We start from the raw sequence: 26,935 nt of genomic DNA on the forward strand, positions 1-26,935 counted from the left end.
CGGACGGCGACGGGCCCCGGCCGTCACGGGCGGAGGATGTACGCGAACGTCGTCCTCGCCCGGACGGGATCGGGGTCGTCGCCGGAGATCAGGTCCGCGTAGGTGAACGACTCCGACACGCGGACCAGCAGCCGTGCGAGCTCCTCAGCGGACAGCGGTGCCGGGTCGAACGCCCCGGCCTCCTGTTCCGTCGCGATGACGGAGGTCACGACGGCGACGAACCGGCGCTGCACGTCGCTGTCGGTCGTCGTGAGCAGGCGCAGGGCGCGGCTCGGTTCGCGGGTCAGGAAGGCGCGGAAGTACGGCGCGCGGATGAGGTCCGCCGTGAAGTGGTCGAGCACGTCGACGATCCGCGCCGCGCCGGACGGGGCCGCCGCCCGCCCCGCGGCGTCCAACGTCGGTACGGCGAGCGACCACAGGATCTCCGAGAGCAACTGGTCGCGGTTGCCGACCCACCGGAACAGCGAGGTGCGGTCGACACCGAGCGACGACGCGAGCGAGCCCATGTCGATGCGCGCTCCGTCGATGAACGCACGTCGCGCCGACCGGAACGCGCGCTGGGAGTCGCCGTGGGCCTCCAGTCTGGCCGCGAGCGCGCTCGGGACGAGCGTCGACCCGAGCGTGCCGAGTGGTTCGTTCCTCACCGTTCCCCCAGAGTGCCGATGCCGGTCTTGCAACGTTTTCGAGAATGATGCATCGTTGGTGTCATGTCAACGTCGATCACCGACACGCCTCTGCTCGAGTCCGACTTCTACCGGTTCCAGGAGGGGCTCACGGCCCGTGAGCGGGAGTCGCTCGGGCAGCTGCGTGCGTACCTCGAGGCCGAGGTCCGTCCGATCGCCGACCAGTACTGGGCCCGTGCGGAGTTCCCGGTGCAGACCATCGCGCCGCTCGCCGAGCTCGGCATGTACGGCCCGGGCATCCCGCTCGTGCGGCACTTCGAGAACTCGGCCGTGTACCGCGGTTGGGCGGCGCTCGAACTCGGTCGCATCGACGCCGGCGTCTCCACGTTCATCGGGGTGCAGTCCGGCCTCGCGATGAACTCGATCGCCGTCGGCGGCAGCGACGAGCAGCAGCAGGAGTGGCTGCCGCGGATGGCTCGCGGCGAGGTCGTCGGCGCGTTCGGGTTGACCGAGCCGCTGTCGGGCAGTGACTCGGCGCGCGGGCTCCGCACCACGGCGCGGCGCGAGGGCGACACCTGGGTGCTGGACGGCGAGAAGCGGTGGATCGGCAACGCGACCTTCGCGGACGTCGTCGTGATCTGGGCGAAGGACGTCGCCGACCAGCAGGTCAAGGGCTTCCTCGTCACCACGGACACGCCGGGCTTCACCGCCACCAAGATCGAGGACAAGATCGCGCTGCGCACCGTGCAGAACGCCGACATCGTGCTCGACGGCGTCCGGGTGCCCGAGTCGCGCCGACTCCAGCGCGCGGACTCGTTCCGCACCACGGCGGCGGTGCTCCGGCTCACCCGTACGGAGGTCGCCTGGCAGGCCGTCGGCATCGCGATCGGTGCCTACGAGGCAGCGCTCGCCTACGCCCGCGAGCGCGTGCAGTTCGGCAAGCCGATCGCCGCGCACCAGATGGTGCAGGACCTGCTCGTGCGGTCCCTGATGAACATCACCGCGTCGATCGCGCTGTGCACGCAGGCCTCGGCGATGCAGGACCAGGGGATCGGCGGCGACGAGCACTCCGCGATGGCGAAGGCGTTCGCGACGGCGAAGATGCGCGAGACCGTCGGCTGGTGCCGCGAGGTCCAGGGCGGCAACGGCATCGTCCTCGACAAGGGTGTCGCGCGGTTCTTCTCCGACGCCGAGGCGATCTACTCGTACGAGGGGACGCGCGAGGTGAACACCCTCATCGTGGGCCGGGCGATCACGGGCGAGGCCGCCTTCGTCTGACGGCTGCCGCCCGTCCTCGCGACGTTGCACGCGTCGATCGACGCGTGCAACGTCGGAGCATGCGACCGCACCCGGTGCGCGTGCATCGTGCGACACGGCACCCGTCGATCGACGGGTGTGATGTCGCGGACCGCGCGCTCGAGACCTGACGGGCACCGCGCCGGCGACCGTCGACGGCTACGCCCAGAACGCCGCGATCGCCTCCGCCGCCGCCTCGCCCTGCCGACGACCCTCGGTCGCCGAGGGCGCCTGCGTCGACAGCGACAACGAGTTGTCCCCGAACGCGTGCTGCGCCCCGCTGTCCGCCACGATCGTCTCGACCGAGCTGCCACCGGCCCGCAGGGACTCCACCGCCAGGTCGAGCCACGGCCCGAGCGGCGACGGTCCCTCCGGCCCGCACGCGACGACGAGCACGCGCTCGTACCCGGCGGCGACGTCCGCGTTGGTGGCCGAGCGGAGACCACCGTCGTAGTGCGGGACGCCGTCGATGTGCACGGGGGACCACACGAACGGCACGGAGCAGCTCGCGGCCACGGCGCGGGGGAGCGGCACGCCCGACTCCGCGGTCAGCACCCGGAACGCCCCGTCGAGGGCGTCGATCGTGGTCAGCGCGAGTCGCTTCGCCGGCCAGTCGGTCGACGGCAGCGTCTCGGTGAAGGTCGCGGTGCGCTCGTCGTCGGACTGCCCGGTGACGACCTGCTGCGCCACGGCGCCGAGCCGCGCGCGGGCGTCCTGCTCCGAGGTCGCGCCCGCGAGCACCTGCAGCAGGCGGTCCTGGAAGTCCTCGCCGGCGATCCGCTCCGGCTCGACGTAGGTGCTCGGCAGCGGCGCGTGCTGCTGCTCCCACGCCTGGGCCACGGCGCCGGCGCGGACGAACGACCCGACGACGCTGCCGGCGCTCGTCCCGACGACGAGGTCCGCTGCATCGAGGTCGACCCCGGCGTCCTGCAGGGCGGAGAGGACCCCGACCTCCCACGCGATGCCGGCGACGCCGCCACCCCCGAGGACGAGTGCTCTGGTTCCGGGCGCGGGCGTCGAGACGTCGGTCATGGGTCCTGTGTACCAGGTGGGCGCGGGACGGCCGGGAGGCGCGGGGCGGATCCGCCACGCGCCTCCCGGCCGTCACCGGGTCGCCTCGGTGACGCGGCGTCCGGACGCGGGTCGCGCCTCCCGTCCGTCACCCGGTCGCGTCGGTGACCGGTCCTACTCGGACGCGACGTCGATCAGGACCTTGCCGACCGCGTCGCCCTCGACGGCGTCGTGCGCGGCCGCGGTGTCCTCGAGCGCGAAGCGCGTCAGGGGGAGGCCGACGTCCTCGCCGACGGGCAGGACGTCGGCGCGCAGCGCGGCGGTGACGTCCTCGGCGGCGGCAGCCAGCGCTCGGTCGCCGATCGTGTACAGCAGCAGGAACTGGTAGCGCGCGTTGACCGACATGTTCGGGCGGATCGGCAGCGTCGCGTCGTCGCCACCGTTGTTCGCGTAGATCGACACGACGCCGTGGTTCGCCAGGACGTCGGCGACGAGCTGGGCGTTCTGCGGGATCGAGACCTCCACGACGATGTCGACGCCGTCCGGGGCGATCTCGTGGATGCGCGCGGCGGCGTCCTCGTCGCGGTAGTTCACGGTGTGGTGCGCGCCGGCGGCGGTCGCCAGGGCAGCCTTCTCGTCGGAGCTGATCGTGCTGATCACGGTCGCGCCGGCCCACCGGGCGAGCTGGATCGCGGCGTGCCCCACCGCCCCGGCGCCACCGGCGACCAGGACCGTGCGGCCCTCGAGCGCACCGGGGGTCAGGCGGTCCGGACCGTCCTCGTGGGTGGTGAGTGCGCGGTGGGCGGTCATCGCCGGGACACCGAGCGAGGCACCGACGTCGAAGCTCGTGCCCTCGGGCAGCACGACCGCGCGCTCTGCCGGGACGACGGTGTACTCCTGCGCGGTGCCGGTGGGACGGCTGGCGGCTGCCATGTACAGCCACACGCGGTCTCCCTCGTGCAGGGTCTCGACGCCCTCGCCGACGGCGTCGACCACGCCGGCACCGTCCTGGTTCGGGGTGATCTCAGGGAAGGGCAGGCCGTCGCCGTAGGTACCGCCGGCGCGGGCCTTCCAATCGGTGGGGTTTACACCGGAGACGACCACGCGGACGCGGACCTCGCCGGGGCCGGGCTGGGGGACCTCCCGCTCGACCAGGTCGAGGACGCTGCTGTCACCGGGCTTCGTGTAGACGATCGATCGCATGTGTCCAGGCAACCACCGCCGGTTCCCGAGTCTTCCTGCGGACGGTCAGCGGCGGTCGGCCGCGCGTGTCCGCGGCGCCGCGTGACGCCGCACCGGTGCCGTGCGGGTCCCGGTGCTGCGCGGTACAGCGGCACACGGCGACGCGCTCAGCGCGCGTCGTACACGTCGCGCGAGTCCTGCACGTCCGCCATGTGCGACGTCGCCCAGTCCTCGAGCGGCGCCAGCACCGCGCGTAGCGAGCGACCCCGCTCGGTGAGCTCGTACTCGACCCGCGGCGGGATCTCGGGGAAGACCGTGCGTGTCACCAGTCCGTCCCGCTCGAGCGCGCGCAGCGTCTGCGTGAGCATCTTCTGCGACACCCCCTGCACCCGGTTCGCGACGGCGGAGTAGCGCTGCGGTCCGTCGACGAGCGACCCGATCACCAGCACGCTCCACCGGTCGCCGATGCGGTCGAGCAGCTGCCGCGAGGGGCAGTCCGCCGCGTAGGGGCTGTACTCGAGTGCTGACATCCCGACCTCCGCTACGCACTCTGAGGTGCCTACTTCCCAGGAGAGAGTAACGCGAGTACCGTCGGTCGCACCAGTCACGGAAGGACTCTCATGACCAACATCGTCGTCTTCGGCGGCACCGGGTACGCCGGCTCCGCCATCGTCCGCGAGGCCCTGTCCCGCGGTCTCGCCGTCACCGCCGTCGCCCGCGACACCTCCAAGCTCGACGACGCCGAGGGGCTCACCCTCGCGCAGGGCGACGCCTTCGACCCGTCGTTCGTGGCGGACGTCACGAAGGACGCCGACGTCGTCGTGGTCTCGCTGCACGCGGTCCAGGCGGACGGCAGTGAGCTCAAGGACAAGTTCCAGCACTTCGTCGACGCAGCGGCTGCTGCCGGCGCCCGGCTCGGCATCGTCGGTGGTGCGGGTTCGCTGCTCGTCGCCGAGGGCGGTCCGGCGCTCTACGAGACCGCCGAGTTCCCCGACGCCTTCAAGGGCGAGGCGAAGAGCCACGGTGAGATCCTCGACCGCCTGCGTTCCGGCGGGTACACCGGCGACGTCGACTGGTTCTACGTGAGCCCGGCCGCGGCCTTCGGCGGGTACAACCCCGGCGAGCGTCGGGGCACCTACCGCACCACGGACGACCTGCTCCTCACCGATGCCGAGGGCAACTCGGACATCTCCGGTGCGGACTACGCGATCGCGATCGTCGACGAGATCGAGCACCCGGCGCACCACCGCGCGCGGTTCGGCGTCGCGTACTGACGCGAGCGGCCGGCGCGACCGGCTCACGGACGGGAGGCACGGTGCGGGGTGGCACCGTGCCTCCCGTCCGTTGCGTGGTGCGGCGTGCTCCTGCACAACGGAACGCACGTCGCGCCGTGTGTTTCCGTGGCGCGACGTTCGTTCGGTTGTGCCGCGCCCCTGCGCGTGTTCCGTTGCCGGACGGGAGGCGCGGTGCGAGGTGGCACCGTGCCTCCCGTCCGCCTCGTGGTGCCGCGTGCTCCTGCACAACGGAAAGCACGTCGTGCCACGTGATCCCGTGGCGCGACGTGCCTTCGGTTGTGCCGCGCCCCTGCGCCTGTTCCGTCGCCGGACGGGAGGCGCGGTGCGGGGTCGGCCCGTGCCTCCCGTCCGTCGCGTGGTGCGGCGTGCTCCTGCACAAGGGAAAGCACGTCGTGCCACGTGTCCCCGTGGCGCGACGTGCTTTCGGTTGTGCTCCAGCGCCGCGCGCCCCGCAGCCGCGCGCCCCGTGCGCCGCGGGCCGCGGGCCGCGTGCGCTACCGCGCCTCGATCGCGGGCAGCGGCACGTGGTGCCGCATCCGCACCGCCAGGTGCAGCCCGCCCCGCCGTGCGAGCACGACGCCGGCGACGACCGCCGCCACCGCGGGGACGCCCCCGGCGACCACCATGCCGACGTGCGCGCCGAAGTGGTCGACGACCTGCCCCATGACCGGCCCGCCCACGGCCTGGCCGCCGAGCAGCACGAGCACGTAGAGCGACATCACCCGGCCTCGGATCGCGACGTTCGACGACAGCTGCACGAGCGAGTTCGACGCCGTCATGAACAGCAGTTGTGACATCCCGACCGCGACGAGCGCCACGGTGAACGGCGCGATCACCGGGATCGAGCCGCTCACGACGAGCAGCACGCCCGTCCAGAACACCCCGCCGACGATCGTCCGCAGCCGCACGGTCGCGCGCCTGGTCGAGAGCAGCGCCCCGGCGAGGGCTCCGACCGCGACCGCGGAGTTGAACACCCCGTAGCCGCCCGCGCCCACGTCGTAGACCTCGGACGCGAAGGCCGAGAGCAGCACCGGCATCGTCAGGGCGAACACCGAGAAGAACGCCATGAGCACGACCGGCACCAGGATCGTCGGCTTCCGGACGGCGTAGCGCAGGCCCTCGACGAGCTGTCCCTTGGCGCGCGGCATCGGCGGTGTCCGGTGGAGCTCCGAGGTCCGGAGGAACCCGAGCGTCACGACCACGGCGACGCAGGCGATCGCGTTCACCCCGAACGACCACCCCGCCCCGACGGCGACGAGCAGCGCTCCGGACAGCGCGGGCCCGATCATCCCGCCGAGCTGGAACACGCTCGAGTTGACGCTGATCGCGTTCCGCAGGTGCTGGTGCCCGACGATCTCGGTGACGAAGACCTGCCGCGCGGGGTTGTCGATGACGGTGACCATCCCGACGAGGAACGCGATGACCCAGATGTGCCACGCCTCGACCACGCCGGTGAGGGTCAGGACGGCGAGCAGTGCGGAGAGCACCGCGAAGGCGCCCTGGGTGAGCATCATGAGCGCGCGCTTCGAGAACCGGTCGACGAGCACCCCGCCCCAGAGCCCGAAGAACAGCATCGGCGCGAACTGGCACGCGACGGTGATGCCGACCTGCGCGACGGAGCCGGTGAGCTGCAGGACGAGCCAGTCCTGCGCGATCCGCTGCATCCAGCCCGCGGTCATCGCGACGAGGTTGGTCGCGGTGAACAGCCGGAAGTTCGGGACCGACAGGGCGATGAGGGTGTGCCGCCACGGTGGACGCTCAGCCTGGATCGGGAGTGGTTCGGTGGGTGGAGGGAGGGTCGTCGATGACGCACTCACGGTGGTGGGGCTCCGGATCGTCGGGGGTGGAGTCAGTACCCGTTCGAAACTACGTGGCGCCGGCCCATTCGACACCCCTATGGTGGCTATCACTCCATTGCGATGTCGAATGGCGGCGGCCCCTCCGCCGGAGGAGGTCACGTGCTCGACCCGGTGCTGCTCCGCACGTTCCTCGCCGTCGCCGAGACCGGCAGCTTCACGCTCGCCGGGCAGCGCCTCGGCATCAGCCAGCCGACCGTCTCGCAGCACGTACGACGGCTCGAGACCGCGGTGGCGCGGACCCTCGTGGCCCGGGACACCCGCGGGGTGGCGCTCACCGACAACGGCGACGCGATGGCCGGGTTCGCCCGCTCGATCCTCGCCGCGCACGCGACCGCCGACGCCTACTTCTCGGGGGCGGCGACCCGGGGACGCCTGCGCTTCGGGGCGGCGGACGACCTCGCGATCACCCAGCTGCCGCGGATCCTGCGGGACTTCCGCCGGCTGCACCCGCAGGTGAACCTCGAGCTGACGGTGAACCAGTCCGCGCCGCTCCTCCGCCGGGTGCACGCGGGTCAGCTCGACCTCGTGTTCATCAAGCAGACCGCGGGGGAGTCCGCCGAGGGCACCCGCGTCGCGACCGACCAGATGGTGTGGATGGCGCAGGACGGCATCGCGCTCGAAGCCGACGAGCCCGTCCCGCTGATCGCGTACCAGGCGCCGAGCATCAGCCGGCAGATGGCGATCGACGCGCTGGAGTCCGCCGGGCGCACCTGGCGGATCACCTGCAACACCCGTGACGTGAACGGCGTGCTCGCGGCGGTCCGGGCGGGCATCGGGGTCGCGGTGTTCCCGCACTCGCTGATCCCGGCCGACCTCGTGAAGGTGTCGCAGCGGCTCTCGCTGCCCGACCTGCCCGCCGTCGACTACGTGCTCATCGCGAACCCGACCGTGCAGCGCGAGCCGATCGACGCCCTGACGAGCGCGATCCTGTCCCGCGGGGTCGTCCGCGCCGTCTGAGCGCTACGGCGCGAGGGTCGGCGTCGTCCCCGTGCCGGTGAGGTCGGGCAGCGTCACGCCGGCGGGTGCCAGCAGCGCCGCGGCGACCGCCCAGAGGAGCACGAGCGTGCCGACACCGCCGAGCACCGCCCCGAGGAGCGCCACCGGTCGCTGCCACGTCGCCGCGGGGGTCCGGAGGGCCGTCACCGACAGCGCGAGTGCGAGCACTCCGAGGACCAGTCCGGTCGCGTGCACCGTCGCCGGCGCCGTGAACCACAAGGCGGCGAGGGCGAGGGCGGCGACACCGGTCACCGCCCCGAGCACGGCTGCCGGGGTCGCCCCGATCGCGGTGCGGCTGCGGTCGCGGGACGCCCGACGGTCGGCCTGGAGGCCCTGCTCACCGTCTTCGTGTCCGCCCACCTCGGCGTCGGTGCCGGTGCGAGCCGCGGCCGGTCCCGACCGGCGACCCCGCCGGTAGGGCGCGGACACACCGCCGGCGACCGGGGCACCGGCTGCCGACGGCCCGGCCGCCGCCGTGGGTGCGGCAGCCGCTGCCGTGGGCACGGCGGCCGCCGGCGTCGACGCGGCGGCGGGTCCGCCCGGGAAGACCGACGGTGCCTGGACGGTGGGCGCGGCGGGCGCTGCGATGACGGCGTCGAAGCCGGACGGCGCGGGGTCGACGACGGTCGGCCGCGGTGCCTGCTGCCGGGCGAAGCGCGCCGGCGTGCGGTACCCGATCGGTCCGGAGGGCTCGGGTTCCGCGCCCTCGACCAGGACGTGCTCGAGTCCGGGGACCGAGAAGCGGGGCTGTCCGACGACGGGGGCGGCGGGAGCGGGGGGCTGCACCGGTGCCGGGGCGTGAGCGCTGTGCGTCGGGTCGACCGGCGGAGTGAGGGGGCCGCCCGACTCGGCGGCGTCGACGGGGGACACCGGCAGGGGTGCGGTGTCGAACGGCGGCACCTGCACCGTGGGCGAGGTCGGGGCCGGCGGGAGCAGGTGCTCCTGCGGCGGGTAGTCGGGCACGACGACGTCGACGGCGGGCAGCGCGTCGGTCGGGTCCTGCGGCGGCGTCGGACCTGCCGCACCCGGCATCCCGGGGGTGACCACGGGGACGGCCGCGACCGCGTCGAGGACGGGTGCCTGCGGGGCGGGGGCGAGTGGTGCCTCCCGGCCGACGGCGGTGTCCTCGGGGGGTGCGACGACCCACGCAGGGACCGCTCGACGCGGCCGGTCTCGGTCCGGCATGCGGTGCGACGCCACTCGTGCTCCCTCGCTCTTCTGATCCATCGTCATTTCTATCCGCGTGCATGGACCGCTGCGCAGCCCCAGTTCCGGGGTCGCGCAGTCCACTTCGCGCAGGATGCCTCGCGGCCGGGGCTCGCGAGACGCAACGAAGGCGGCTCCGCGCCGAGCTGTACCGCTGCGGGGAACCGCCTTCGTGGCGTGTTGCGGAGGTGGGGGCTACATGTCGCGGTAGCGCTCCGCCTCGGCGAGCTTCGCCCGGAGCTCGTCGGCGGTGTACCGCGTGACGTACCCGGGGGTGTCGCGCTGGATGCGCCAGCCCTCGGCGAGGGGGCCCGCGTCGACCACGTCGAACCCGAACTCGTCGATCAGGTCGGCGACGACCCGCTTGGCGTCGGCGTCGTCGCCCGCGACCACCAGGGCGCGGCGGTCGGGGGTGCCGGCGGGGGTGCCCTCGTCGGTCAGCGCCGTGGCGGCGATGTGGTTGAACGCCTTGACGACCCGGGCACCGCGCAGGTGGTCCTGCAGGAGCTCGGCGGTGGTCGTCGTCTCCTCGTCGAGGGACGCGATGTGGCCGTCGCGCTGCGGGTAGTAGTTGTTGGTGTCGATGACGACCTTGCCGACCAGGGGCTCGACCGGGATCGTCTCGATCGCCGCGAGCGGGGTGGTCACGACGACGATGTCGCCCGCTGCTGCCGCCTCGTCGCGGGTGGCCGCGCGGGCGTGCTCGCCGAGCTCCGAGACCAGGTCCTGCAGGGTCTCGGGGCCGCGCGAGTTGGCGATCACGACCTCGTGGCCGTGCTGCACGGCGAGGCGCGCGAGCTGGGATCCGATGTTGCCTGCTCCGATGATGCCGATCGTTGTCATGCGGTCGTGCAACGCGGCGCCGAGCAGTGCATTCCCACCGGCGGTCGCCCCGGGCCGTCGTCGCCGTGCGGCCGCTGCCCGTCGGGTGCATGATGGCGCCATGGCCCACGAGTTCCGCGACGAAGCCGACCGCGACCGCTACGCGATGTACGTCGACGGCGAGCTCGTGAGCGTGCTCGACTACCGGGCCGCGGAGGACGCCGTGTCGTTCCCGCACACGTACACGGTCCCGAGCCACCGCGGGCACGGCTACGCGGCGGAGCTCGTCGCGCACGCCGTCGCCGACGTCGAGGCGAGGACCACGAAGCGCATCGTGCCGATGTGCTGGTTCGTCGGCAAGTGGTTCGACGAACACCCCGAGAAGGCCGACCTGCTCAGCCGCGGCACCGCGGACTGACCCACCCCACGCTCCGGCCGCAGCGTCGCGGCCGCACCCGAGCACCCGGAGGCACCGTGCCCACGATCACCCCGTTCCTCTGGTTCGACGACCAGGCCGAACAGGCCGCCACGACCTACACGTCGCTCTTCCCGGACAGTCGGGTCGACAGCGTCGCCCGGACGCCGGACGGCACCGCCCTCGTCGTCGAGTTCACGCTCCTCGGACAGCCCTACCGGGCGATGAACGGCGGCCCGGGGCACCCGCACACCGACGCCGTGTCCTTCCAGGTCGACGTCGACACGCAGGACGAGCTCGACCGGGTGTGGGACGCGCTCCTCGCCGACGGCGGCCGACCGCTCGCGTGCGGGTGGCTGCACGACCGCTGGGGCCTGACGTGGCAGGTGACCCCGTCGATGATGGGCGACCTGATGACCGGCGGCGGTGACCCCGAGGCCAACGCCCGGGTGTTCAAGGCGATGCAGGACATGGTCAAGCTCGACATCCCCGCGCTGCAGGCCGCAGCCGCCGGTCACTGAGGGGGAGCAGCCCGTGACCGCCGGTAGGGTGGCGGCACCCACCAGCGCCGAGCACCCGGCGCACGCAGTGACAGGCTGGAGAACGCGATGAGCAGCCCGAGCTCGGCGGTCCGTGACGCCGGACGCCCCGACGACGAGGTCCGCAACGGCGACATAGGACGCGCCTACACCGAACTCGCCCGCATCACGCGACGTGCGAGCATCCGGGCGCGCGGCGACGACCTCGTGCTCAGCGTCGTCGACCAGTCCCTCGTCGACTTCGTCGTGCAGCACCCCGGGTGCATGGCGATCGACATCGCCCGGTACCTGCGGCTCAACCGCTCGACGATCTCGCGGCAGCTGTCCGGCCTGCTCGCGGCGGGGCTCGTGCGGACCACCGACGGTGGCTCCGGCAACGCGAAGCCCCTCGAGGCGACCGACGCCGGCCGTGCCGCCCTCGACCGCTCGGTGCGCCTGCACCGCGACGCGCTCGAGGAACGGCTCGCCGACTGGTCGGACGACGACATCGCGCTCCTCGCCGGGCTGCTCGAACGACTCGGCGCCGCCGACGAGGCCGGTCTGCCGATGCCCGCCCGCGCGACGCCGGACGGCCACGCCGGTACGGACGGTCCCGACGCCCCGTGACCACCTCGTTCGTCCTGCTCTCCGACACCCACCTGCCGAAGCGCGCGAAGGACCTGCCGGCTGGGCTCTGGGCGGACGTCGACGCGGCGGACCTCGTCGTGCACGCGGGGGACTGGGTCGACCTCGCCACCCTCGACGCCGTGCAGGGGCGCTCCCGTCGGTTCGAGGGCGTCCGCGGCAACAACGACGGCCCCGAGTTCGACGACCGGCTGCCGCTGGTGGCCCGCTTCACGGTGGAGGACCTCCGCTTCGCCCTGGTGCACGAGACCGGTGCGGCGACGGGTCGCGAGCGCCGGGCGGACGCCGCGTACCCGGACACCGACGTGCTCGTGTTCGGGCACTCGCACATCCCGTGGGACTCGGTCGCGCCGTCGGGGATGCGCCTGCTCAACCCCGGGTCGCCGACGGACCGCCGCAGGCAGCCCGACTTCACGTGGATGCGGGGCACGGTGGACGGGCGCGCGCTGACGGTCGAGACGGTCCGGCTGCAGCCGGCGGCGCGCTGACGCGACCGCACGACCACCGGACGGGCGAGTCGGCAGACGGAGGATGCACCGGCCGGGAGGCACGGCTCGGGTCCGCCCCGTGCCTCCCGTCCGTCCCGTGCCGCGTGTGACGGCGGTGGTCCGGTCAGTCGCGCTGCGCCGGCGGGTCCGCCGGGGCCGACGGGCCCACGTGTTCCGTCGGCATCCGGAAGAACGCGAGTTCCCACTCGGTCGACCGTCGGTGCGCCCGCGCCATCCGCCCCCGCTCGGACGGGTCCGCGGCGGCCCCGAGCCCCTCGACGCGCGCGGTCGCCTCGGCGCTCGCCGCAGCGAACGCCGGGTCGCCGTACGCGCCGAGCCAGTCCGCGAAGGGGTGTCCCTCCGGGGCGCGGCCGAGCTGCGTGCCGACCCAGGCGTAGACCCGGAAGCACGGCAGCACGGCGGCGGCGAGCACCGCGACCGACCCGCTGTCGGCCGCGGCCTGCAGGTGGGCGAGGTACCCGGCGCACGTCGGGTGGACCGGGTCGTCGGCGTGCGTGCCCGCCAGGCGGCGGTGGTGCAGGTCGCGTGCCTCGTCAGCACAGCCCGCGGCGGCCGAGGCCCAGAACGCCGCGGGCTCGCCGTCCGTGGTGGCGGCCAGCCGTCGCAGGTGCTGCTCGTAGGCCCGCAGGTAGTGGACGTCCTGCGCGAGGTACCGGGCGAACACGTCCCCGTCGAGCGTGCCGTCACGCAGGCCCTCGAGGAAGGAGCACGAGAGCGTCCGGTCGAGGGTCTCGGCGACGTCCGCCCACCACCGGTCCGTCCAGGTCGTCGCGGGGAGCGCGGCACGGGTGAGCGCACCGTGGTCGACCGGTCCGTTGCCCGTCCCCACCCGGAGCGCGTCGGCGCCACGGAGTGCGGCGGTGAGCCACGTCTTCGCCCCGCCGACCGCGAGCTCCCAGTCGCCGTCCCGTGCGGCGAGCGTCGCGATCGCGCTCGACAGGGAGCACCCCGTTCCGTGCGTGTTGGTCGTCGCGATGCGCGGGCCCCGGAAGGTGCGGGCGGAGCCGTCGGGCCGGACGAGCACGTCGTCGGCGGTCGGCCCCGTGTCGTGCCCGCCCTTCGCGAGCACCAGGACGTCCCATCGACGGGCCACGAGCCGTGCGGCTTCGAGGGGCGTCGGTGCGGTGCCCCCGGCGAGCGCGACGAGGTCGGTCAGCTCCGCGCGGTTCGGGGTCACGAGGTCGGCGAGCGCGAGCAGGTCGCCCATCGCGGCGGTCGCCTGCCGGTCGAGCAGCCGGTCGCCGCTCGTGGCCACCATCACCGGGTCCACGACGACCACGGGCGGGCGGTGGTCGCGGAGCCAGTCCGTGACCGTACGGACGACGTCGACGGTGCCGAGCATCCCGATCTTGACGGCGTCGACCACCACGTCGTCCGACACGGCGTCGAGCTGGTCGCGGAGGACCCCGACGTCGGGGACGTGCACCGACCGCACGCCGTGGGTGTTCTGCGCGACCAGGGCCGTCACGACGCCCATGCCGTAGCCGTCGTGCGCCGTGATCGCCTTGAGGTCCGCGTGGAGTCCGGCGCCGCCCGTCGGGTCGGTGCCCGCGATGCTGAGGACCCGCGGCACGTGCGGCCGCCCCGGCACCGGCACCGGCGGCACCGGCGGCGACGTCGAGCCCACGGCGGGCTCGGCGGCGGTCACGACCCGCTCCAGGCGCGGAGGTACGCCGCCGCTGCCACGTGCGGGTCGGCGGCGGCGCAGATCCCGGACACCACCGCGACACCGGCGACACCGGCCGCACGCAGCGGCGCGACGTCGTCCAGGGTCACGCCGCCGATCGCGACACACGGGACCCCGAGCGGGCGCGCCGCACCGGTGATCCGGGCGACGCCGTCCACGCCGAGCGCCGGCGGGTGGTCCGGCTTCGTCGAGGTCGGGTGGACGACACCGACGCCGAGCAGGTCGACGGTGCCGCGGGGCAGCTCCGCGAGGGCCGCCAGGTGGGCCGGGGTGTTCGCGGTGAGCCCCACGTGGGCGTCCGGCCCGAGGAGCGCGCGGGCCGCCGCGACGGGCAGGTCCGACTGGCCGAGGTGCACGCCCGCGACCCGGTGTCCGGCACGTCGGGCGGCGAGCGCGACGTCCGTCCGGTCGTCCACCACGACGGTCGCACGGTCCCCGACGGCGTCGGCCACCGCGGCGGTCAGGGCGAGGAGGTCGCGGACCGGTGCCTGCTTGTCGCGCACCTGCACGAGCCGCACCCCGGCGTCGACCGCGGCACGGACGACGCCGAGCACGCCCCTGCCGTGCCGGTCGACGAGCACCGGGTCGGTGACCAGGTAGACGCCCAGGTCCGTCGGGGCGCTCACGGTCGGACCACCGTCGGCGCTGCAGCGGATCCCGGGATCGTCGGTGGTGCGGACTCCGTGGTGATGCGCGCCACCCGGAGGACGTCCTCGGGGGTCAGCGTCGCCAGCCGGTCGAGGAACAGCGGCTGGAAGGTCCCCGGGCCGCCGGCGTCACGCGCGGCGAGCTCGGCGGCGACCGTGTGCACCACCGTCCCGGCGACGGCTGCTGCGCCCGGGTCGTCCGGGACCACCGCCGCGAAGGCGGCGACCACCGCGCCGAGCGCGCACCCGCCCCCGGTGATGCGGGTCAGCAGCGGCGACCCGTTCGCGACCCGCACCACGCCGGTGCCCGGCGCGACCAGCAGGTCGACGGGACCGGACACGGCCACGGCGCCCACGAGCCTCCCGTCCGACGCCCGGAGCGCTGCCGCCCGCGCCTCGTCCGTGCCGGCGGTGCTGTCGACCCCGCGGCCGCCGTCGGCGTCGCCGAGCAGGGCGAGGACCTCCGAGGCGTTCCCGCGCAGCACGGTCGGCCGGAGCGCGAGGAGCTCGCGGGCGAGGGCGGTGCGGACCGGCAGCGCGCCGACCGCGACGGGGTCCAGGACCCACGGTGTGCCGACGTCGACGGCCGCGGATGCCGCCTCGACCGACGCCGCACGCGGCTCCGGGTGCGGGGTGCCGGTGTTGACGAGCAGGGCGTCGGCGACGCGGGCGAACGGGCCGGCCTCGGTGGTGACGTCGACCATCGCCGCGGAGGCGCCGAGGGCGAGCAGGACGTTCGCCGTGACGTTCTGCACCACGGTGTTCGTGATGCACTGCACCAGGGGGCTGCGGGCGCGCACCTCCTCGAGCAGCGTGGCGGTGCGGTCGGCCCAGTCCGGGGACGGGGAGCCGGCGGGTCCGGGTACGGGCGCAGCAGTGTGCATGGACGATCCCTTCGCGAGTACGAGCTCGAGCAGGTTCGACGGGTGTGATCTCAGCCGCTCGGTGCGGCACCCCGTGTCTCGGACGACACCGTACACGACGTCCGACGACCTCCTCCGGGCACTCCGGGGGTGCGGTGTGCCAGTGTTGACGGGTGCCTGACGTGACCCCTCCCGGACCGCCGCCCGGACCCCGCGACCCCGGCGACGCGTGGGCCGTCGGACCGGACGGCACCAAGGCCTGGGGACGCTTCGGCGCGGCCGGCCTGCTCGTCGACGACGGTGCCGGCCGGGTGCTCCTGCAGCACCGCGTCGAGTGGAGCCACCACGGCGGCACGTGGGGGATCCCCGGTGGTGCACGCCACCAGGACGAGGACGCCGTCACCGCCGCGCTCCGGGAGTCCGCGGAGGAGGCCGGGGTGCCCGAGGACGGCATCGACCTGCGGCACGCCGCCGTGCTCGACCTGGGCTTCTGGACCTACACGACCGTCGTCGGTCGCGCCCGCCGCCCGTTCGAGCCGGTGATCGCGGACCGCGAGAGCCTCGCGCTGTCGTGGGTCCCCGTCGCCGAGGTCGACGCGCTGCCGCTGCACCCGGGCTTCGGTGCCTCGTGGCCGGCGCTGCGCGGCGCGATCGAGACGGTCCCGCACGTGGTGGTGGACGCGGCGAACGTCGTCGGCAGCGTCCCGGACGGCTGGTGGAAGGACCGTGCGGGCGCGGCGGAACGGCTGCTGTCGTCCGTGGCGGCGCTCGCCGGACGGGGCGTGGGCGCGGGGGAGCTCGGGTTGCCCTTCGCCCGCTGGTGGCCGCGGTGGACGGTGGTGCTCGAGGGCGAGGCACGGGCGGCCGGCGCGGGTGCCGGTGCTGCGGGCACGGCGGCGGGGGCCGTCGGTGCCGGCGACCTCGGCGGTGCGGCCGACTCGGTCGGGATCGTCCGCGCCGAGGGCTCCGGCGACGACGCGATCGTCGAGGCCGCCCGGTCGGCGCTCGGCGACGGACACGCACCGGTCGTCGTCGTCACGGCGGACCGGGAGCTCCGCACCCGGGTCGAGGCCCTGGGCGCCGAGGTCCGCGGCCCCGGCTGGTTCCGCGAGCAGTAGCCCGCCGCAGCCGCGTCGGTCCGCTGCTGCGTCGGTCCGGTGCGGCGTCAGCCCTCCGGCACGTACCGCTTCGACGACACCAGCAGCGCCACCCACGACACCACCCCGAGCCCGACCACGACGGCCAGGATCACCGACACCGGGACCCCGGCACCGCCCGCGATCGCCGCGATGACCGCCGGTGCCAGGAACCCGCTGTACGCCACCGCGTAGAACGCTCCCGTCAGGCCGGCGAGGTCGCGCGACCCGGCGATCCGCTGGACCTCGAGCAACGAGGACACGAGCGCGGTCCCCATCCCGACGCCGATCACCACGTTCGCCGCGAGCCCGACCCACACCGACTGCAGCTCCACCGCCAGGAGCACGACCCCGATCCCGACGGTCATCACGGCGACGGCGGTGACGAGCCCGCGCGCCGAGGACACCGAGTGCACGCGCTTGGCGAGCGGCTGCACCGCGCTCGAGACCCCGAGGGCGACGACGGTCGCGGCGGTCGCGAACACCAGGCCCCACGGACCGGTCGCCCCCGCGAGCCGGGTCGGCAGGTACCCGTAGCCGATCGCAGCGGACCCGAAGATCCACGGTGCCGCGACGGCGACCACCCGCGTGAACCGTCGGTGCCCGGCACTCGGGATCGCGAGCTGCCGCCACCACGGACCGGCGAGGCCACCGTTCACCGCGGTCTCCGGCGCTCGCCACACGACGAGGGCGAACGGCGCCGCGACGCAGATGTGCACGAGGAACGGCAGGACCTCGGGCACCGGCCCCCACTGCGCGATCCCACCGGCGACGAGGGCACCGATCCCGGACCCCAGCGTGAAGGCCAGCGACGCGCGCCGTGCCCCGGAGCCGGCATCGGCCGAGGGGTCGTGGCGGCCCTGCGAGAGCTCCTTCACCCAGCTGTTGCCGACCGCCATCGCGATGCCGACCGTGATGCCGGAGAACAGCCGGCCGGCCGCGAGGAAGCCGGGTCCGAACGGCCCGAGTGCCAGGAGTCCGCTGCCGACGACGGCCGCGGCGATGCCGACGAGCATGAGCGGCTTCCGCCCGTGCCGGTCCGAGAGCGACCCGGCGACGAGCAGCGCGGGTGCGAGCCCGAGGACGTAGACCCCGAGGAAGACGTTGACGAGCACGGACGAGTAGTGCGCCCGCTCCTCGTACATGAGCAGCAGCGGCGAGAACTGGTTGCCGCCCCACGAGCACACGAAGACCGCGCCCCAGACCATCGCCCACGGGGCCACCCGGCTGACCGGCACCGGCACGGAGCCGGTGGTCGGGATGCTCCCGGTCGCGCCGCTCACAGCGCGCCCCGGTGGGACGCGACGTGCGCTCGGAGGACCGCCGCGTACCGCTCGGCGTCCCCGTCGTCGAGGGCCGCGGCGAGCGCCCGGTGCTCGTCGAGCGACGCCTGCAACTGCTCCGGTCGCACGCGCATCAGCTGGTGCCGCAGCCGCTGCTGCCGGTCGCCGAGCGTCCGCGCGAAGCGGACGGCGATCGCGTTCCGCGACGCCGCGACGACGGCGCCGTGGAACGCCGCGTCCCGCTCGACGAAGCGGTCGACGTCCCCGGCGGCCACCGCCGCCTCCTGCTCCGCCAGCTCGGCCTGGAGGAGCGGTGCCAGTTCCGGCACGCGGCCGTCGGTGACGACGCGGGTCGCCGCGGTCGACTCGATCGCCTCACGCACCTCGAGCACGTCCGCCGCCTCGTTCGGGGACATCGGGCGCACGACGGCGCCCCGGCGGGCGCCGAGCAGGATGAGGTCCTCGGCCGCCAGGCGCAGGAACGCCTCGTGCACGGGTGTCCGCGAGACGCCGATCTCCCGGCAGAGCACGTTCTCGCTGATCGCCGTGCCGCCCGGCAGGTCGCCGCGGATGATCGCCCGCTTGACGTGCTCGTACGCCCGTCCTGCGGCGGAGACCTCGGTGCTGGTGTCACTCACGGCAGCCGATCCTACGCCTTGCATGCAAGCTTGCACACGTTGTGGAGCGAGATCGTCACGCGGTCGTCGTGACCGGATCGAGACACCGCCCACCCGGCGTCGCTACGCTGACCCTCACGTCAACGGAGACGTACCGATCAGGAGGTCACGATGGAGCGTGTCACCAGAGCCGACGACCGTGTGCACCGCCCTGCGGGGCCCTGGACACCGACGGTGCACCGGCTGCTCGCGCACCTGCACGAGCAGGGCTTCGTCGCGGCACCCGAACCGATCGCCGTCGGGGACGCCCTCGAGACGGTGAGCTTCGTGCCGGGCACGGCGGGCAACTACCCCTGGAGCACCGAGATCGCGAGCGAGGCGGCCCTCGTCACGTCCGCGCGACTGCTGCGCCAGTACCACGACGTCGCGGCGACCTACCCGCGCGACGACGCGGTCGACGTCTGGTCGCAGGCAGAACGGCTGCCGGTCGAGACGATCGTGCACGGTGACTTCGCGCCGTACAACTGCGTGTACGACGGCATCGCCGCGGTCGGGCTCATCGACTTCGACACCGCGCACCCCGGGCCGCGCGTCTGGGACGTCGCGAGCGCGGTCTACCGCTTCGCGCCGTTCACCACCGGTCTCGTCGAGGGCAGTTCGGCGCCGGGACTCGACGAGCGCCTCGACCGCGCGGCGGAGTTCTGCCGCGCCTACGGGCTCGACGACCGTTCCCGCGGGGTGCTCGTCGAGACGATCACGGCCTCGCTCGTCGCCCTCGTCACGACGATGGAGACCGAGGCCGCCGCGGGGAACCCGAAGTTCCTCAGCGACCTCGAGCACGGGCACGCCGACCTGTACCGGGCCGACGTGGCGTGGATCGAGTCCCACGCGGACCTGATCCGCGCGGCCGTCACCGCCGACTGACGTCCGCGCGGACGAGCTGCGCTGCGCACCGGCGTCGGTGCGGGACACCGGCGTGCACGTGAGACGCCGGCCTCGGTGCGAGACGCCGCTGTGCACGCGAGACGCCGGCGTCGGTGCCGGACGCCGCGGAGCCGTCGAGACGCCGCCGGATCCCGCGGCGTCTCGATCGGCGGACGGCGTCTCGCACCGACGCCGTCGTCTCGCCGGTGTGGGACGCGCGTCGGACCGCGGCGTCCCGAGCAGACGCCGGCGTCTCGGGGCGCGACGCGCGCGTCGGACGTGCACCGGGCCTCCCGGCAGCTCCCAGCCCGCACGCGGCGGACTCCGATGCTCCAGCGGGTAGTGTCGCAGGGCCATGACCGACAGCCCGGCCGACGCCACCCCGTACGAGGTCCTCGGCGTACCCGCGACCGCCGACGACGACGCGCTCCGCCGTGCGTACCGTCGTGCCGCCCGCGAGACCCACCCCGACCTCGGTGGTGACGCCCGGCGCTTCCGCCAGGTGCAGATCGCGTGGGAGCGCATCGGGACCCCGGCTGCCCGCCGGGCGTACGACGCGGGCTCCCGCACGTCGACCCCCAGCGCGGCGTCCGGTCCGTCCGGGTCCTCGGTCTGGTCGCACGACGGCGAGGGGTTCGCGCCCCCGACGGCTCGGCGCGACTCCCGGCCGCGGGCGCGCTCGTACGGGCACCCGGGTGGTCGTTCCCGCGAGGTCTTCCTGCAGGCCGAACGCGAGTGGGTCGGTCTCGGCGACCCCGTCGAGGACCCGTACGACCCGGCGCTGGTCCGCTCCGCGCCGCGGCACATCCGCCGACTGCTCGCCGAGGCCCTCGCGGAGGAGGCGACGGCGTCGATCATCGCGGGGATGGGCATCGGTGTGACCGTGTGGCACGACCTCGACGCCGGTGCCGAGGGCAAGCTCGACCACGCCGTGCTGACCCCGAGCGGACTCTGGGCCGTCGAGTCGATCGACTGGGGCGCTCCCGTGCGCATCGAGCACGGTGACATCGCCGGCGAGACCCTGGCGCCGGGCGAGCGTCCGGTCAAGGAGCTCGTGCGGGCGGCCCGAGCGGTACAGAAGCAGACCCGCGTGAAGTTCACCGGACGGCTGATGGTCGTGCCGGACTCCGCCGTCGACGAGGACGTCCAGGTCGTCGGGTCGGCGCGCAAGCCCACCGCGCTCGTGGTCCGTCGCAGTGCGCTCGGTCAGGTCCTGAACGGGGTGTTCTCCCCGGAGGGCTCGGTCGACGTGTTCGACGTCCGCGACCGCCTGCAGCAGACCGTCCGCTTCGTCTGACGGCGGCGCGACGCCCGGTCGCGTCAGTGGCCGCGGAGCTTCTCGAGGTCGCGGCGCTCCCGCTTGCTCGGACGACCGGCGCCTCGGTCCCGGGTCGGGACGAACCCGGCCTCCTCGCGGGGGAGCCGGGGCGGGGTCCGGTCCTCGAAGTGCTTCGCCGCCTCGGTCGCGCTCGTCCGCTTGAGGATGATGCCCGTCACGACGACGATGCGGTCGAACCCGTGCTGACGGACCCGCACCTCGTCCCCGGGGGCGATCGGCTGCGCCGGCTTCGCACGTTCCCCGTTCACCCGGACGTGGCCGGCCTTGCACGCACTGGTCGCGGCGGACCGGGTCTTCGTGATCCGCACCGCCCAGATCCAGCTGTCGACGCGCGCCTTCTCCATCCCACCACCCTAGGCGGCGCAGCCCTGCGAGCAGCCCGCGCCGGGGAGCCGAGCGGGCCGACACCCGAGCCGTGCGACCGGGCCGTACGCTCGACGGGTGCAGGAACCGCGGCAGCAGGACCCGGACGGCCGGGCTCCGAGCGAGCAGGATGCCCTCGCCCGGGCGCTGGCGCTCGGCGTCCTGCGTGCGGCGTCCCCCGGCGACCGGCTCGTCGTGCGGGCACGGGTCGGGGACGGCGCTCGCGACGCCCTCGGCACCCTGTCCGCACGGACCGTCGACACGGTCACGATCGAGACGCGACGGGGGCACGTCGACGTCCCGCTCGCCGACGTGGTCGCGGCGAAGCACGTGCCCCCGCCGCCGACACCGCGGACGCGCCGCCCCTGAAGGGCCAGGGGACGCAGCCGCGCGACGCAGCCCGGCAACGCAGCCCGCGACGCGGCCGGCAACGCAGCCTCGCGACGCAGCCCGCGACGCAGCTCCACCCACCTCGCCCGACGGCGAGCAGGCTCCGCCCGCGCGGCGCACCGGCGAGCCGTCGCCGTCCCCGCAGCCGTCGCCACGTAGCCTCGACCCATGGCCGTCCCCGTCCCGCTCGGTACCGAGGACCGAACCTCCCGCCTGACGCTCCGCCGCCCCGACCGCTGGCGCCGCGAGGACTCCCCGCAGGCCGACCTCCGGCTGACCGGTGACGACGTCGTCCTGACCGTCCGGTCCCGCCCCTCGGAGCGCACCGTCGCCGAGGAGCACACCAGCCTGCTCGAACGCCTGCCCGGGTCGGTCGAGGGCCTGCGGCTCATCGGCTGCGACCCGTGGACGACCGCGGGCGCCCCGGCACGCCTGGTCGAGTACGTCCGCCCCGACGAGGACGGCGACGTCGCGGGCGCCCACCTGCTCTTCGTGACCGGCCGGCACCGGGTCGACCTGACCGTCGAGCGGCCGCTCACCCGGATGCTCGCGACCGACGACCTGGTCTCGACCGTGCTCGAGTCGGTCCGTGCCACCGAGCCGGCACCCTCCCGCCCGCAGCGCGAGCTCGAGGCCCTGCCGGTCGCGGCGCCGGTCCCGCAGCTCGACGGGACGCACCTCGGTCCCGACGCGCTCACGACCCTGCGCAGCCTGGCAGGACGCCGGTGGGACCCGATGCTCCTGCGCTCGCCCGCCGGTCGCGAGCTCGTGCAGACGGGGCTCGTCGGCCGCCTCGGGACGCTCCCCGAGACCACCCAGGAGCTCCTGGCGCCGTGGGCCGACGACACCCGGCCGGTCACCCTCGAACAGCGCCTGCCCGACGGGCGGACCACGCGCCTCCAGGCCTGGTCGGAGACCGTCGTGGACGGGACGGACGAGACGGGCGGCACCGTGGCCCGGCTGCCGGTCGAGCGCGTGGTCGCGCTGGCGGCCGGGAGGCTCGGCATCCGCCCGTCGTGGACCTTCCCCTTCCGCACGGGGTCGCTCCACGCAGACCTGCTGGCCCGCAGGACGGGTGCGGCCGACACCGCGCCGGACCTGCCGGTGGCCGTCGCCGAGGCCGACCCGCGGCTCGCGCGCTTCTGGGCCGCGCCGTGGACGGTCTCGTCGATCCGTCGCCCGGGTCGACCGGCCCCCGTCGTCGTCGTGCACGCCGAGGGCATCGGGTTCGCCCGGGTCGGACGCACGGAGGCCGGGGAGACGGCCTTCCGGTCCGACTCCCCGGCGAACGTGTACCGGTCCGTGGTGCGCGCGCTGCTCGGCTGAGGCTGCTGCTGCTGCTACCGCTGCTGCTGCTGGCGCTCGCGCGGCGCCCTCGCTAGGCGGCGGGGCCTGCGGTCAGGGTCACCGTCACGGTGTGCGCCGTGCCCGAGGCATCGGTGTAGCCGACCTGCACCCGGTCACCGACGGCGTGCGAGCGGATCGCGGACGTCAGTGCGTCGTTGCTCGTGACCGCCGTGCCGTCGAGGCTCGTGATGGTGTCGCCGGCGACCAGTCCCGCTGCTGCGGCGCCCGAACCGTCGACCGTCCCGGCGACCGGCACACCCGCGGTGGTCTGCGTCGTCGCGGTCGAGCCGACCTCCACGCCGAGGAACGCCGGCAGGCCGATCGTGACGGTGTCCGAGGACTCCCCGGCGAGGATCTTGTCGGCGATGGCCTTCGCGGTCGTGATCGGGATCGCGTACCCGGTGACCTCGGCGGAGCCCGACGACGCTGCGGTGGCCATGCCGACCACCTCGCCCTCGCTGTCCAGGACCGGACCGCCGGAGTCGCCCGGGACGATCTGCGCGGCGACCTCGATCAGGCCCTGCAACGACTCCGTGCCCGTGCCGGACTCGCTCTGCACCTGGATGTCCTGGTCGAGGGCGGTGACCGTGCCCGCGGCGGCGACGAGGTTGCCCGTGCCCTCCGCGTTGCCGACGTCGGTCACCGCGTCCCCCGTCGACGGTTCGCCGTCGTCGTCGAGCGTCACCGTGGACAGGCCGGACGCGTCCTGCAGCTTGAGCACGGCCACGTCGTGCGTGGCATCGGTGCCGACGACCTCGGCCCGGTACTGCTTGCCGGTCGTCTCGTCGGTGACCGCGATGCTCGTGGCGCCCTGCACCACGTGGTTGTTCGTCAGGACGAAGCCGTCCGCGGTGAGGACCATGCCGGTGCCCGCGGCCTGCGACGAGGTGTCGTAGTTCATCACGGTGTCGATCGTCACGACGCCCTTCGTCTGGGCCGCGGTCGCCGGGGTCGCGGCGGTCTGCGTGCCCGTGCCCGTGCCGGTACCGCTGCCGCTGCCGCTGCCGCTGCCGCTGCTGCCGTCGCTGCCCGAGCCGTTCCCGTACCCGGGCACGGTGAAGCCGTTCGTCCCGCCGCTCGTGCCGGAGCCACCGCCCGGCAGCGTCGTGGTGCCCTGCGACTGGCTCGACGTGGTCGTGGTGCCCTGCGAGGACAGGCCGAGCGCCGTCCCACCGGCCGCGCCGATGATCGCCAGCGCCGCTACGCCCGAGCCGATGACGAGTCCGAGCCGCCGGGGGCGCTTCGCGCCGGGGTGGTTCGCTGCCGCCGCGCCCGAGGTCCAACCCCAGGGGGTGCTGCCGGCCGTCGCGCCTGCTGCCGCCGTGCTCGTGCTCGCGGTACCGGGACGCGGGTCGGTCGGACCGCCGAGGGCCGCGCTGCCGAGCAGGTACGGGCCGCGACCGTCCGGGGTGTAGGCGTACGGCCCCGAGCCGTCGGTGCCGTACAGCCACGGGCCGCTGCCGTCGAAGGCGTACGCCGGGCGGAGGGCGTCGCGGTCGGCGTGCGGGGCCTCCCAGCCGGGACGGTCGGTCGCGCGCTGGTCGTCGGCGGGGTTCTCGTTCATGGGTGCTCTCCGGTCGTCCCTCGACCACCCGAGGGGTGGCGGTTCGTTCCTCGACGACCCGGTCGGGCGTCGACGGAGACCAGTACAGGAGCCGAACCCATGACGACCCTATGAACCGACCCTGCGCCGGCTCCGGGCTTCCTCGGGGGCCGCCGAACGAGGGGCGGGATTAGGCTTGCCGCACTTCCCATGCGCGCGTCCTCACCCGTCACCCCTGCAGTCCGGCCCCGCCCGGCACCCGCCTCGCGGTCCCGTCTCGTCGGGGCAGCGCTGCTCGCCGTCGCCGTCCTCGTGGTGGCCGTCGCGCTCTCCGTGGCGTTCGGCTCGCGCCCGATCCCGCTCGGCACCGTCCTCGACGTCGTCCTGCACCCGCACCGGGACGACGAGGTGGGACTCATCGTGCTCGGCAACCGCGTCCCGCGTACCGTCGTGGGGCTGCTCGCCGGCGCCGCGCTCGGGGTGGCCGGTGCCGTGATGCAGGGCGTGACCCGGAACCCGCTGGCCGACCCGAGCATCCTCGGCATCAACGCCGGAGCAGCCCTCGCCGTGGTCGTCGGGATCGCGGTGTTCGGCATCAGCGGGACCGCCGCGTACCTGCCCTTCGCCTTCGTCGGGGCCGGGCTCGCGGCGCTGCTCGTCTACGGCATCGCTGCCGTCGCCCGGCGGGGCCTGTCGCCGGTGGGCCTCGCGCTCGCCGGAGCGGTCGTCGCCGCCGCCCTGTCGTCGGTCACCACGGCGGTCCTCGTGTCGAGCCAGAGCCTGCTCGACCAGCTGCGCTTCTGGCAGGTCGGAGCGCTCGCCGGCAAGGACCTCGGCACCGCCGGCGTCGTGGCCGTCCCCGTCCTCGTCGGACTCGTCGTGGCCGCCGGGCTGGGACGCTCCCTGAACACCCTCGCGCTCGGGGACGAGCTCGCCGCGTCGCTCGGGCAGCGGGTCGTGCTCGTCCGCATCGTCGGCGGTGTCGTGACGGTCCTGCTCGCGGGGTCCGCGGTGGCAGCCGCCGGACCGATCGCGTTCGTCGGCCTCGCCGTCCCGCACGCCGTCCGCCGACTGAGCGGGCCCGACCAGCGCTGGACGATCCTCCTGTCCGCCCTCGTCGCACCCGCCCTCCTGCTCGTCGCCGACGTGATCGGGCGGGTCGTCGCGTACCCCGGGGAGCTGCAGGTCGGCATCGTGACCGCGCTCATCGGCGCCCCGGTGTTCATCTGGCTCGTCCGGTCGCGGGTGGTGACCGGCCTGTGACCGCGGTCCGTCGCGAGCTCGCCGTCCTCGGCGCGGTGCTCGTGCTCCTGGTCGCCCTCGTGCTCGTCGGGCTCGGGGTGGGGGAGATCCCGCTCTCGCCGCTGCAGGTCGCCGGCGCCCTGGTCGGACACGGCGACACCGTGTCGGACTTCGTGGTCGGGCAGCTCCGCGGCCCCCGGGTCGCCGGTGCCGTGCTGGTCGGTGCCGCGCTGGGCGCCGCCGGCGGCATCGTGCAGAGCGTCGTCCGCAACCCGATCGCGAGCCCCGACGTCATCGGCATCACCTCGGGCGCGAGTGCCTCGGGGCTGACCGCGATCGTGCTCTTCGGGGCGAGCGGCGGTGTGCTCTTCGGGTCCGTCGTCGTCGGCGCCCTGCTCGTGTCGGTCGTCATCGCCGCGCTCTCCTGGCGTCGGGGGATCACCGGCAACCGCGTCGTCCTGGTCGGCATCGGGGTGGCGGCGATCTGCCTCAGCATCACCGGCTGGATGCTGACCGCGGGCACCGTGCAGCAGGCGGGCACCGCGCTCCTCTGGCTCTCGGGCAGCCTGAACGCGGTGGACCGCACCCTCGTCGGCATCCTCGCGGTCGCCGTCGTCCTGCTCCTGGCCGCTGCGCTCGCGCAGTCCCGCCGGCTGACGGTCCTCGCGCTCGGGGACGAGGTGGCCGCCGCCCTCGGACTCCGGCCCGACCGCGCGAAGTCGCTCCTGCTCCTCACCGCCGTCGGCCTCACCGCGGGAGCGGTCGCGACGGCGGGCCCGGTCGCCTTCGTCGCGCTGATGGCGGCACCGATCGGTCGCCGCCTCGTCGGCAACGGGCGGGTCGCGCTCGGCGTCGTCGCGGCCGTCGGCGCGGTCGTCACGCTCGCGAGCGATCTGCTGGCGCAGTTCGCGATCCCCGGCAACGCCCTGCCGGTCGGTGTGGTCACGGGCGTGGTCGGGGCGCCGTACCTGCTCTGGCTCCTCGCACGCGGGCGGTAGGCGCGGTACCCGCCCTGCCTGGCGTACCTGGCCCTGCCGGGCGTGCCTGGTCGTTCCGGGCGTACCCGGCCCTGCGAGGCGTACCTGGTCGTTCCGGGCGTACCCGGCCCTGCGAGGCGTACCTGGTCGTTCCGGGCGTACCTGATCGTCCTGATCCACCAGGTACGCCCGTTCCCGCA

The 26,935-nt window shown here is 74.5% G+C and carries 28 protein-coding genes and 1 riboswitch; of the genes, 14 read left to right on the plus strand and 14 right to left on the minus strand.

The features are described 5' to 3' along the window. Nucleotides 1-23: 23 nt before the first annotated feature. A complete protein-coding gene (locus tag ACIQFY_RS00310) occupies nucleotides 24-644 on the minus strand; it encodes a QsdR family transcriptional regulator (protein WP_066653639.1) in 621 nt (206 codons plus the stop codon). A 63-nt stretch (nucleotides 645-707) separates the two neighbouring features. Here ACIQFY_RS00310 and ACIQFY_RS00315 point away from each other — a divergent pair, with 63 nt between their 5' ends. Then, entirely contained in the window at nucleotides 708-1,901 is a 1,194-nt protein-coding gene (locus ACIQFY_RS00315; RefSeq protein WP_066653643.1) for an acyl-CoA dehydrogenase family protein, read from the plus strand. 177 nt (nucleotides 1,902-2,078) lie between these two features. On the opposite strand, the gene ACIQFY_RS00320 is transcribed toward ACIQFY_RS00315, so the two are convergent. The 3 genes from ACIQFY_RS00320 to ACIQFY_RS00330 form a co-directional block, all read right to left on the minus strand. After that, entirely contained in the window at nucleotides 2,079-2,951 is an 873-nt protein-coding gene (locus ACIQFY_RS00320; RefSeq protein WP_400337719.1) for a patatin-like phospholipase family protein, read from the minus strand. A gap of 153 nt (nucleotides 2,952-3,104) precedes the next feature. Continuing rightward, nucleotides 3,105-4,133, minus strand: coding sequence for an NADPH:quinone reductase (locus ACIQFY_RS00325; protein WP_400337722.1), 1,029 nt, complete (start codon nucleotides 4,131-4,133; stop codon nucleotides 3,105-3,107). 146 nt (nucleotides 4,134-4,279) lie between these two features. Further along, a complete protein-coding gene (locus tag ACIQFY_RS00330; protein ID WP_251154911.1) occupies nucleotides 4,280-4,642 on the minus strand; it encodes a helix-turn-helix domain-containing protein in 363 nt (120 codons plus the stop codon). A gap of 90 nt (nucleotides 4,643-4,732) precedes the next feature. Between ACIQFY_RS00330 and ACIQFY_RS00335 the strand changes: the two genes are divergently transcribed. Beyond that, the gene (locus ACIQFY_RS00335) at nucleotides 4,733-5,386 is read left to right on the plus strand and encodes an NAD(P)-dependent oxidoreductase (protein WP_400337723.1); all 654 of its coding nucleotides are present in this window, start codon (nucleotides 4,733-4,735) and stop codon (nucleotides 5,384-5,386) included. 515 nt (nucleotides 5,387-5,901) lie between these two features. On the opposite strand, the gene ACIQFY_RS00340 is transcribed toward ACIQFY_RS00335, so the two are convergent. Continuing rightward, entirely contained in the window at nucleotides 5,902-7,224 is a 1,323-nt protein-coding gene (locus ACIQFY_RS00340) for an MFS transporter (protein ID WP_066653656.1), read from the minus strand. A gap of 141 nt (nucleotides 7,225-7,365) precedes the next feature. Here ACIQFY_RS00340 and ACIQFY_RS00345 point away from each other — a divergent pair, with 141 nt between their 5' ends. Continuing rightward, the gene (locus ACIQFY_RS00345; RefSeq protein WP_066653658.1) at nucleotides 7,366-8,223 is read left to right on the plus strand and encodes a LysR substrate-binding domain-containing protein; all 858 of its coding nucleotides are present in this window, start codon (nucleotides 7,366-7,368) and stop codon (nucleotides 8,221-8,223) included. A gap of 3 nt (nucleotides 8,224-8,226) precedes the next feature. Here ACIQFY_RS00345 and ACIQFY_RS00350 read toward each other — a convergent pair whose 3' ends face one another. Both ACIQFY_RS00350 and ACIQFY_RS00355 read right to left on the minus strand, forming a co-directional pair. Further along, the gene (locus ACIQFY_RS00350) at nucleotides 8,227-9,489 is read right to left on the minus strand and encodes a hypothetical protein (RefSeq protein WP_400337726.1); all 1,263 of its coding nucleotides are present in this window, start codon (nucleotides 9,487-9,489) and stop codon (nucleotides 8,227-8,229) included. Nucleotides 9,490-9,663: 174 nt separating this feature from the next. Continuing rightward, nucleotides 9,664-10,413, minus strand: a complete 750-nt coding sequence (locus ACIQFY_RS00355; protein ID WP_400337729.1) for an NADPH-dependent F420 reductase — start codon at nucleotides 10,411-10,413, stop codon at nucleotides 9,664-9,666. Between ACIQFY_RS00355 and ACIQFY_RS00360 the strand changes: the two genes are divergently transcribed. The 4 genes from ACIQFY_RS00360 to ACIQFY_RS00375 all read left to right on the plus strand — a co-directional run bounded on the left by ACIQFY_RS00360 (nucleotide 10,412) and on the right by ACIQFY_RS00375 (nucleotide 12,356). Next, a complete protein-coding gene (locus tag ACIQFY_RS00360) occupies nucleotides 10,412-10,708 on the plus strand; it encodes a GNAT family N-acetyltransferase (protein WP_066653669.1) in 297 nt (98 codons plus the stop codon). The genes ACIQFY_RS00355 and ACIQFY_RS00360 overlap by 2 nt on opposite strands. A 56-nt stretch (nucleotides 10,709-10,764) precedes the next feature. Continuing rightward, entirely contained in the window at nucleotides 10,765-11,226 is a 462-nt protein-coding gene (locus ACIQFY_RS00365; protein ID WP_066653671.1) for a VOC family protein, read from the plus strand. 87 nt (nucleotides 11,227-11,313) lie between these two features. After that, nucleotides 11,314-11,850 (plus strand): MarR family winged helix-turn-helix transcriptional regulator, encoded by a 537-nt coding sequence (locus tag ACIQFY_RS00370; RefSeq protein WP_400337732.1) that lies wholly within the window; start codon nucleotides 11,314-11,316, stop codon nucleotides 11,848-11,850. Further along, nucleotides 11,847-12,356: a metallophosphoesterase gene (locus ACIQFY_RS00375; RefSeq protein WP_209683136.1), complete on the plus strand. Its 510-nt coding sequence runs from the start codon at nucleotides 11,847-11,849 to the stop codon at nucleotides 12,354-12,356. Before ACIQFY_RS00370 ends, ACIQFY_RS00375 begins: the two co-directional genes overlap by 4 nt. 124 nt (nucleotides 12,357-12,480) lie before the next feature. Here ACIQFY_RS00375 and thiD read toward each other — a convergent pair whose 3' ends face one another. The 3 genes from thiD to thiM form a co-directional block, all read right to left on the minus strand. Continuing rightward, nucleotides 12,481-14,025, minus strand: coding sequence for a bifunctional hydroxymethylpyrimidine kinase/phosphomethylpyrimidine kinase (gene thiD / locus ACIQFY_RS00380; RefSeq protein WP_400337735.1), 1,545 nt, complete (start codon nucleotides 14,023-14,025; stop codon nucleotides 12,481-12,483). Next, nucleotides 14,022-14,690, minus strand: coding sequence for a thiamine phosphate synthase (gene thiE / locus ACIQFY_RS00385; protein ID WP_311205273.1), 669 nt, complete (start codon nucleotides 14,688-14,690; stop codon nucleotides 14,022-14,024). Before thiE ends, thiD begins: the two co-directional genes overlap by 4 nt. Next, complete coding sequence (thiM, locus tag ACIQFY_RS00390) at nucleotides 14,687-15,595, minus strand: hydroxyethylthiazole kinase (protein ID WP_081985263.1); 909 nt, start codon at nucleotides 15,593-15,595, stop codon at nucleotides 14,687-14,689. The genes thiE and thiM overlap by 4 nt, the downstream gene beginning before the upstream one ends. Next, nucleotides 15,584-15,679, minus strand: a riboswitch (TPP riboswitch). Its footprint overlaps the gene before it by 12 nt. Before the next feature lie 68 nt (nucleotides 15,680-15,747). Between thiM and ACIQFY_RS00395 the strand changes: the two genes are divergently transcribed. Then, nucleotides 15,748-16,692 (plus strand): NUDIX domain-containing protein, encoded by a 945-nt coding sequence (locus tag ACIQFY_RS00395; RefSeq protein ID WP_400337740.1) that lies wholly within the window; start codon nucleotides 15,748-15,750, stop codon nucleotides 16,690-16,692. Between the two features lie 47 nt (nucleotides 16,693-16,739). On the opposite strand, the gene ACIQFY_RS00400 is transcribed toward ACIQFY_RS00395, so the two are convergent. Further along, nucleotides 16,740-17,993 carry an MFS transporter gene (locus ACIQFY_RS00400; protein ID WP_400337743.1) on the minus strand — a complete coding sequence of 418 codons (1,254 nt, stop codon included), beginning with the start codon at nucleotides 17,991-17,993 and terminating at the stop codon, nucleotides 16,740-16,742. Further along, nucleotides 17,990-18,631, minus strand: a complete 642-nt coding sequence (locus tag ACIQFY_RS00405; RefSeq protein ID WP_066653683.1) for a GntR family transcriptional regulator — start codon at nucleotides 18,629-18,631, stop codon at nucleotides 17,990-17,992. The genes ACIQFY_RS00400 and ACIQFY_RS00405 overlap by 4 nt, the downstream gene beginning before the upstream one ends. Nucleotides 18,632-18,781: 150 nt before the next feature. On the opposite strand from ACIQFY_RS00405, the gene ACIQFY_RS00410 reads away from it, so the two are divergent. Together ACIQFY_RS00410 and ACIQFY_RS00415 are read left to right on the plus strand one after the other, a co-directional pair. Continuing rightward, the gene (locus tag ACIQFY_RS00410) at nucleotides 18,782-19,534 is read left to right on the plus strand and encodes a phosphotransferase enzyme family protein (protein WP_081984784.1); all 753 of its coding nucleotides are present in this window, start codon (nucleotides 18,782-18,784) and stop codon (nucleotides 19,532-19,534) included. Between the two features lie 355 nt (nucleotides 19,535-19,889). Further along, entirely contained in the window at nucleotides 19,890-20,831 is a 942-nt protein-coding gene (locus tag ACIQFY_RS00415) for a J domain-containing protein (protein ID WP_400337747.1), read from the plus strand. Between the two features lie 23 nt (nucleotides 20,832-20,854). Here the strand turns inward: ACIQFY_RS00415 and ACIQFY_RS00420 are convergent, their stop codons facing one another. Continuing rightward, nucleotides 20,855-21,217, minus strand: coding sequence for an RNA-binding S4 domain-containing protein (locus ACIQFY_RS00420; RefSeq protein ID WP_066653687.1), 363 nt, complete (start codon nucleotides 21,215-21,217; stop codon nucleotides 20,855-20,857). Between the two features lie 97 nt (nucleotides 21,218-21,314). Here ACIQFY_RS00420 and ACIQFY_RS00425 point away from each other — a divergent pair, with 97 nt between their 5' ends. Together ACIQFY_RS00425 and ACIQFY_RS00430 are read left to right on the plus strand one after the other, a co-directional pair. After that, nucleotides 21,315-21,605: a hypothetical protein gene (locus ACIQFY_RS00425; RefSeq protein ID WP_235426549.1), complete on the plus strand. Its 291-nt coding sequence runs from the start codon at nucleotides 21,315-21,317 to the stop codon at nucleotides 21,603-21,605. A gap of 189 nt (nucleotides 21,606-21,794) precedes the next feature. Then, nucleotides 21,795-22,952: a hypothetical protein gene (locus ACIQFY_RS00430; RefSeq protein WP_251160135.1), complete on the plus strand. Its 1,158-nt coding sequence runs from the start codon at nucleotides 21,795-21,797 to the stop codon at nucleotides 22,950-22,952. A 52-nt stretch (nucleotides 22,953-23,004) separates the two neighbouring features. Here the strand turns inward: ACIQFY_RS00430 and ACIQFY_RS00435 are convergent, their stop codons facing one another. Beyond that, nucleotides 23,005-24,537 carry a S1C family serine protease gene (locus ACIQFY_RS00435; RefSeq protein WP_400337752.1) on the minus strand — a complete coding sequence of 511 codons (1,533 nt, stop codon included), beginning with the start codon at nucleotides 24,535-24,537 and terminating at the stop codon, nucleotides 23,005-23,007. A 189-nt stretch (nucleotides 24,538-24,726) separates the two neighbouring features. Here ACIQFY_RS00435 and ACIQFY_RS00440 point away from each other — a divergent pair, with 189 nt between their 5' ends. Continuing rightward, nucleotides 24,727-25,779 carry a FecCD family ABC transporter permease gene (locus ACIQFY_RS00440; protein WP_400337755.1) on the plus strand — a complete coding sequence of 351 codons (1,053 nt, stop codon included), beginning with the start codon at nucleotides 24,727-24,729 and terminating at the stop codon, nucleotides 25,777-25,779. Next, the gene (locus ACIQFY_RS00445) at nucleotides 25,776-26,756 is read left to right on the plus strand and encodes an iron chelate uptake ABC transporter family permease subunit (RefSeq protein WP_326496221.1); all 981 of its coding nucleotides are present in this window, start codon (nucleotides 25,776-25,778) and stop codon (nucleotides 26,754-26,756) included. Before ACIQFY_RS00440 ends, ACIQFY_RS00445 begins: the two co-directional genes overlap by 4 nt. The last annotated feature ends 179 nt before the right edge of the window (nucleotides 26,757-26,935 follow it).

The sequence above is a fragment of the Curtobacterium sp. NPDC092190 genome (assembly GCF_044755625.1).
GTDB lineage: Bacteria > Actinomycetota > Actinomycetes > Actinomycetales > Microbacteriaceae > Curtobacterium.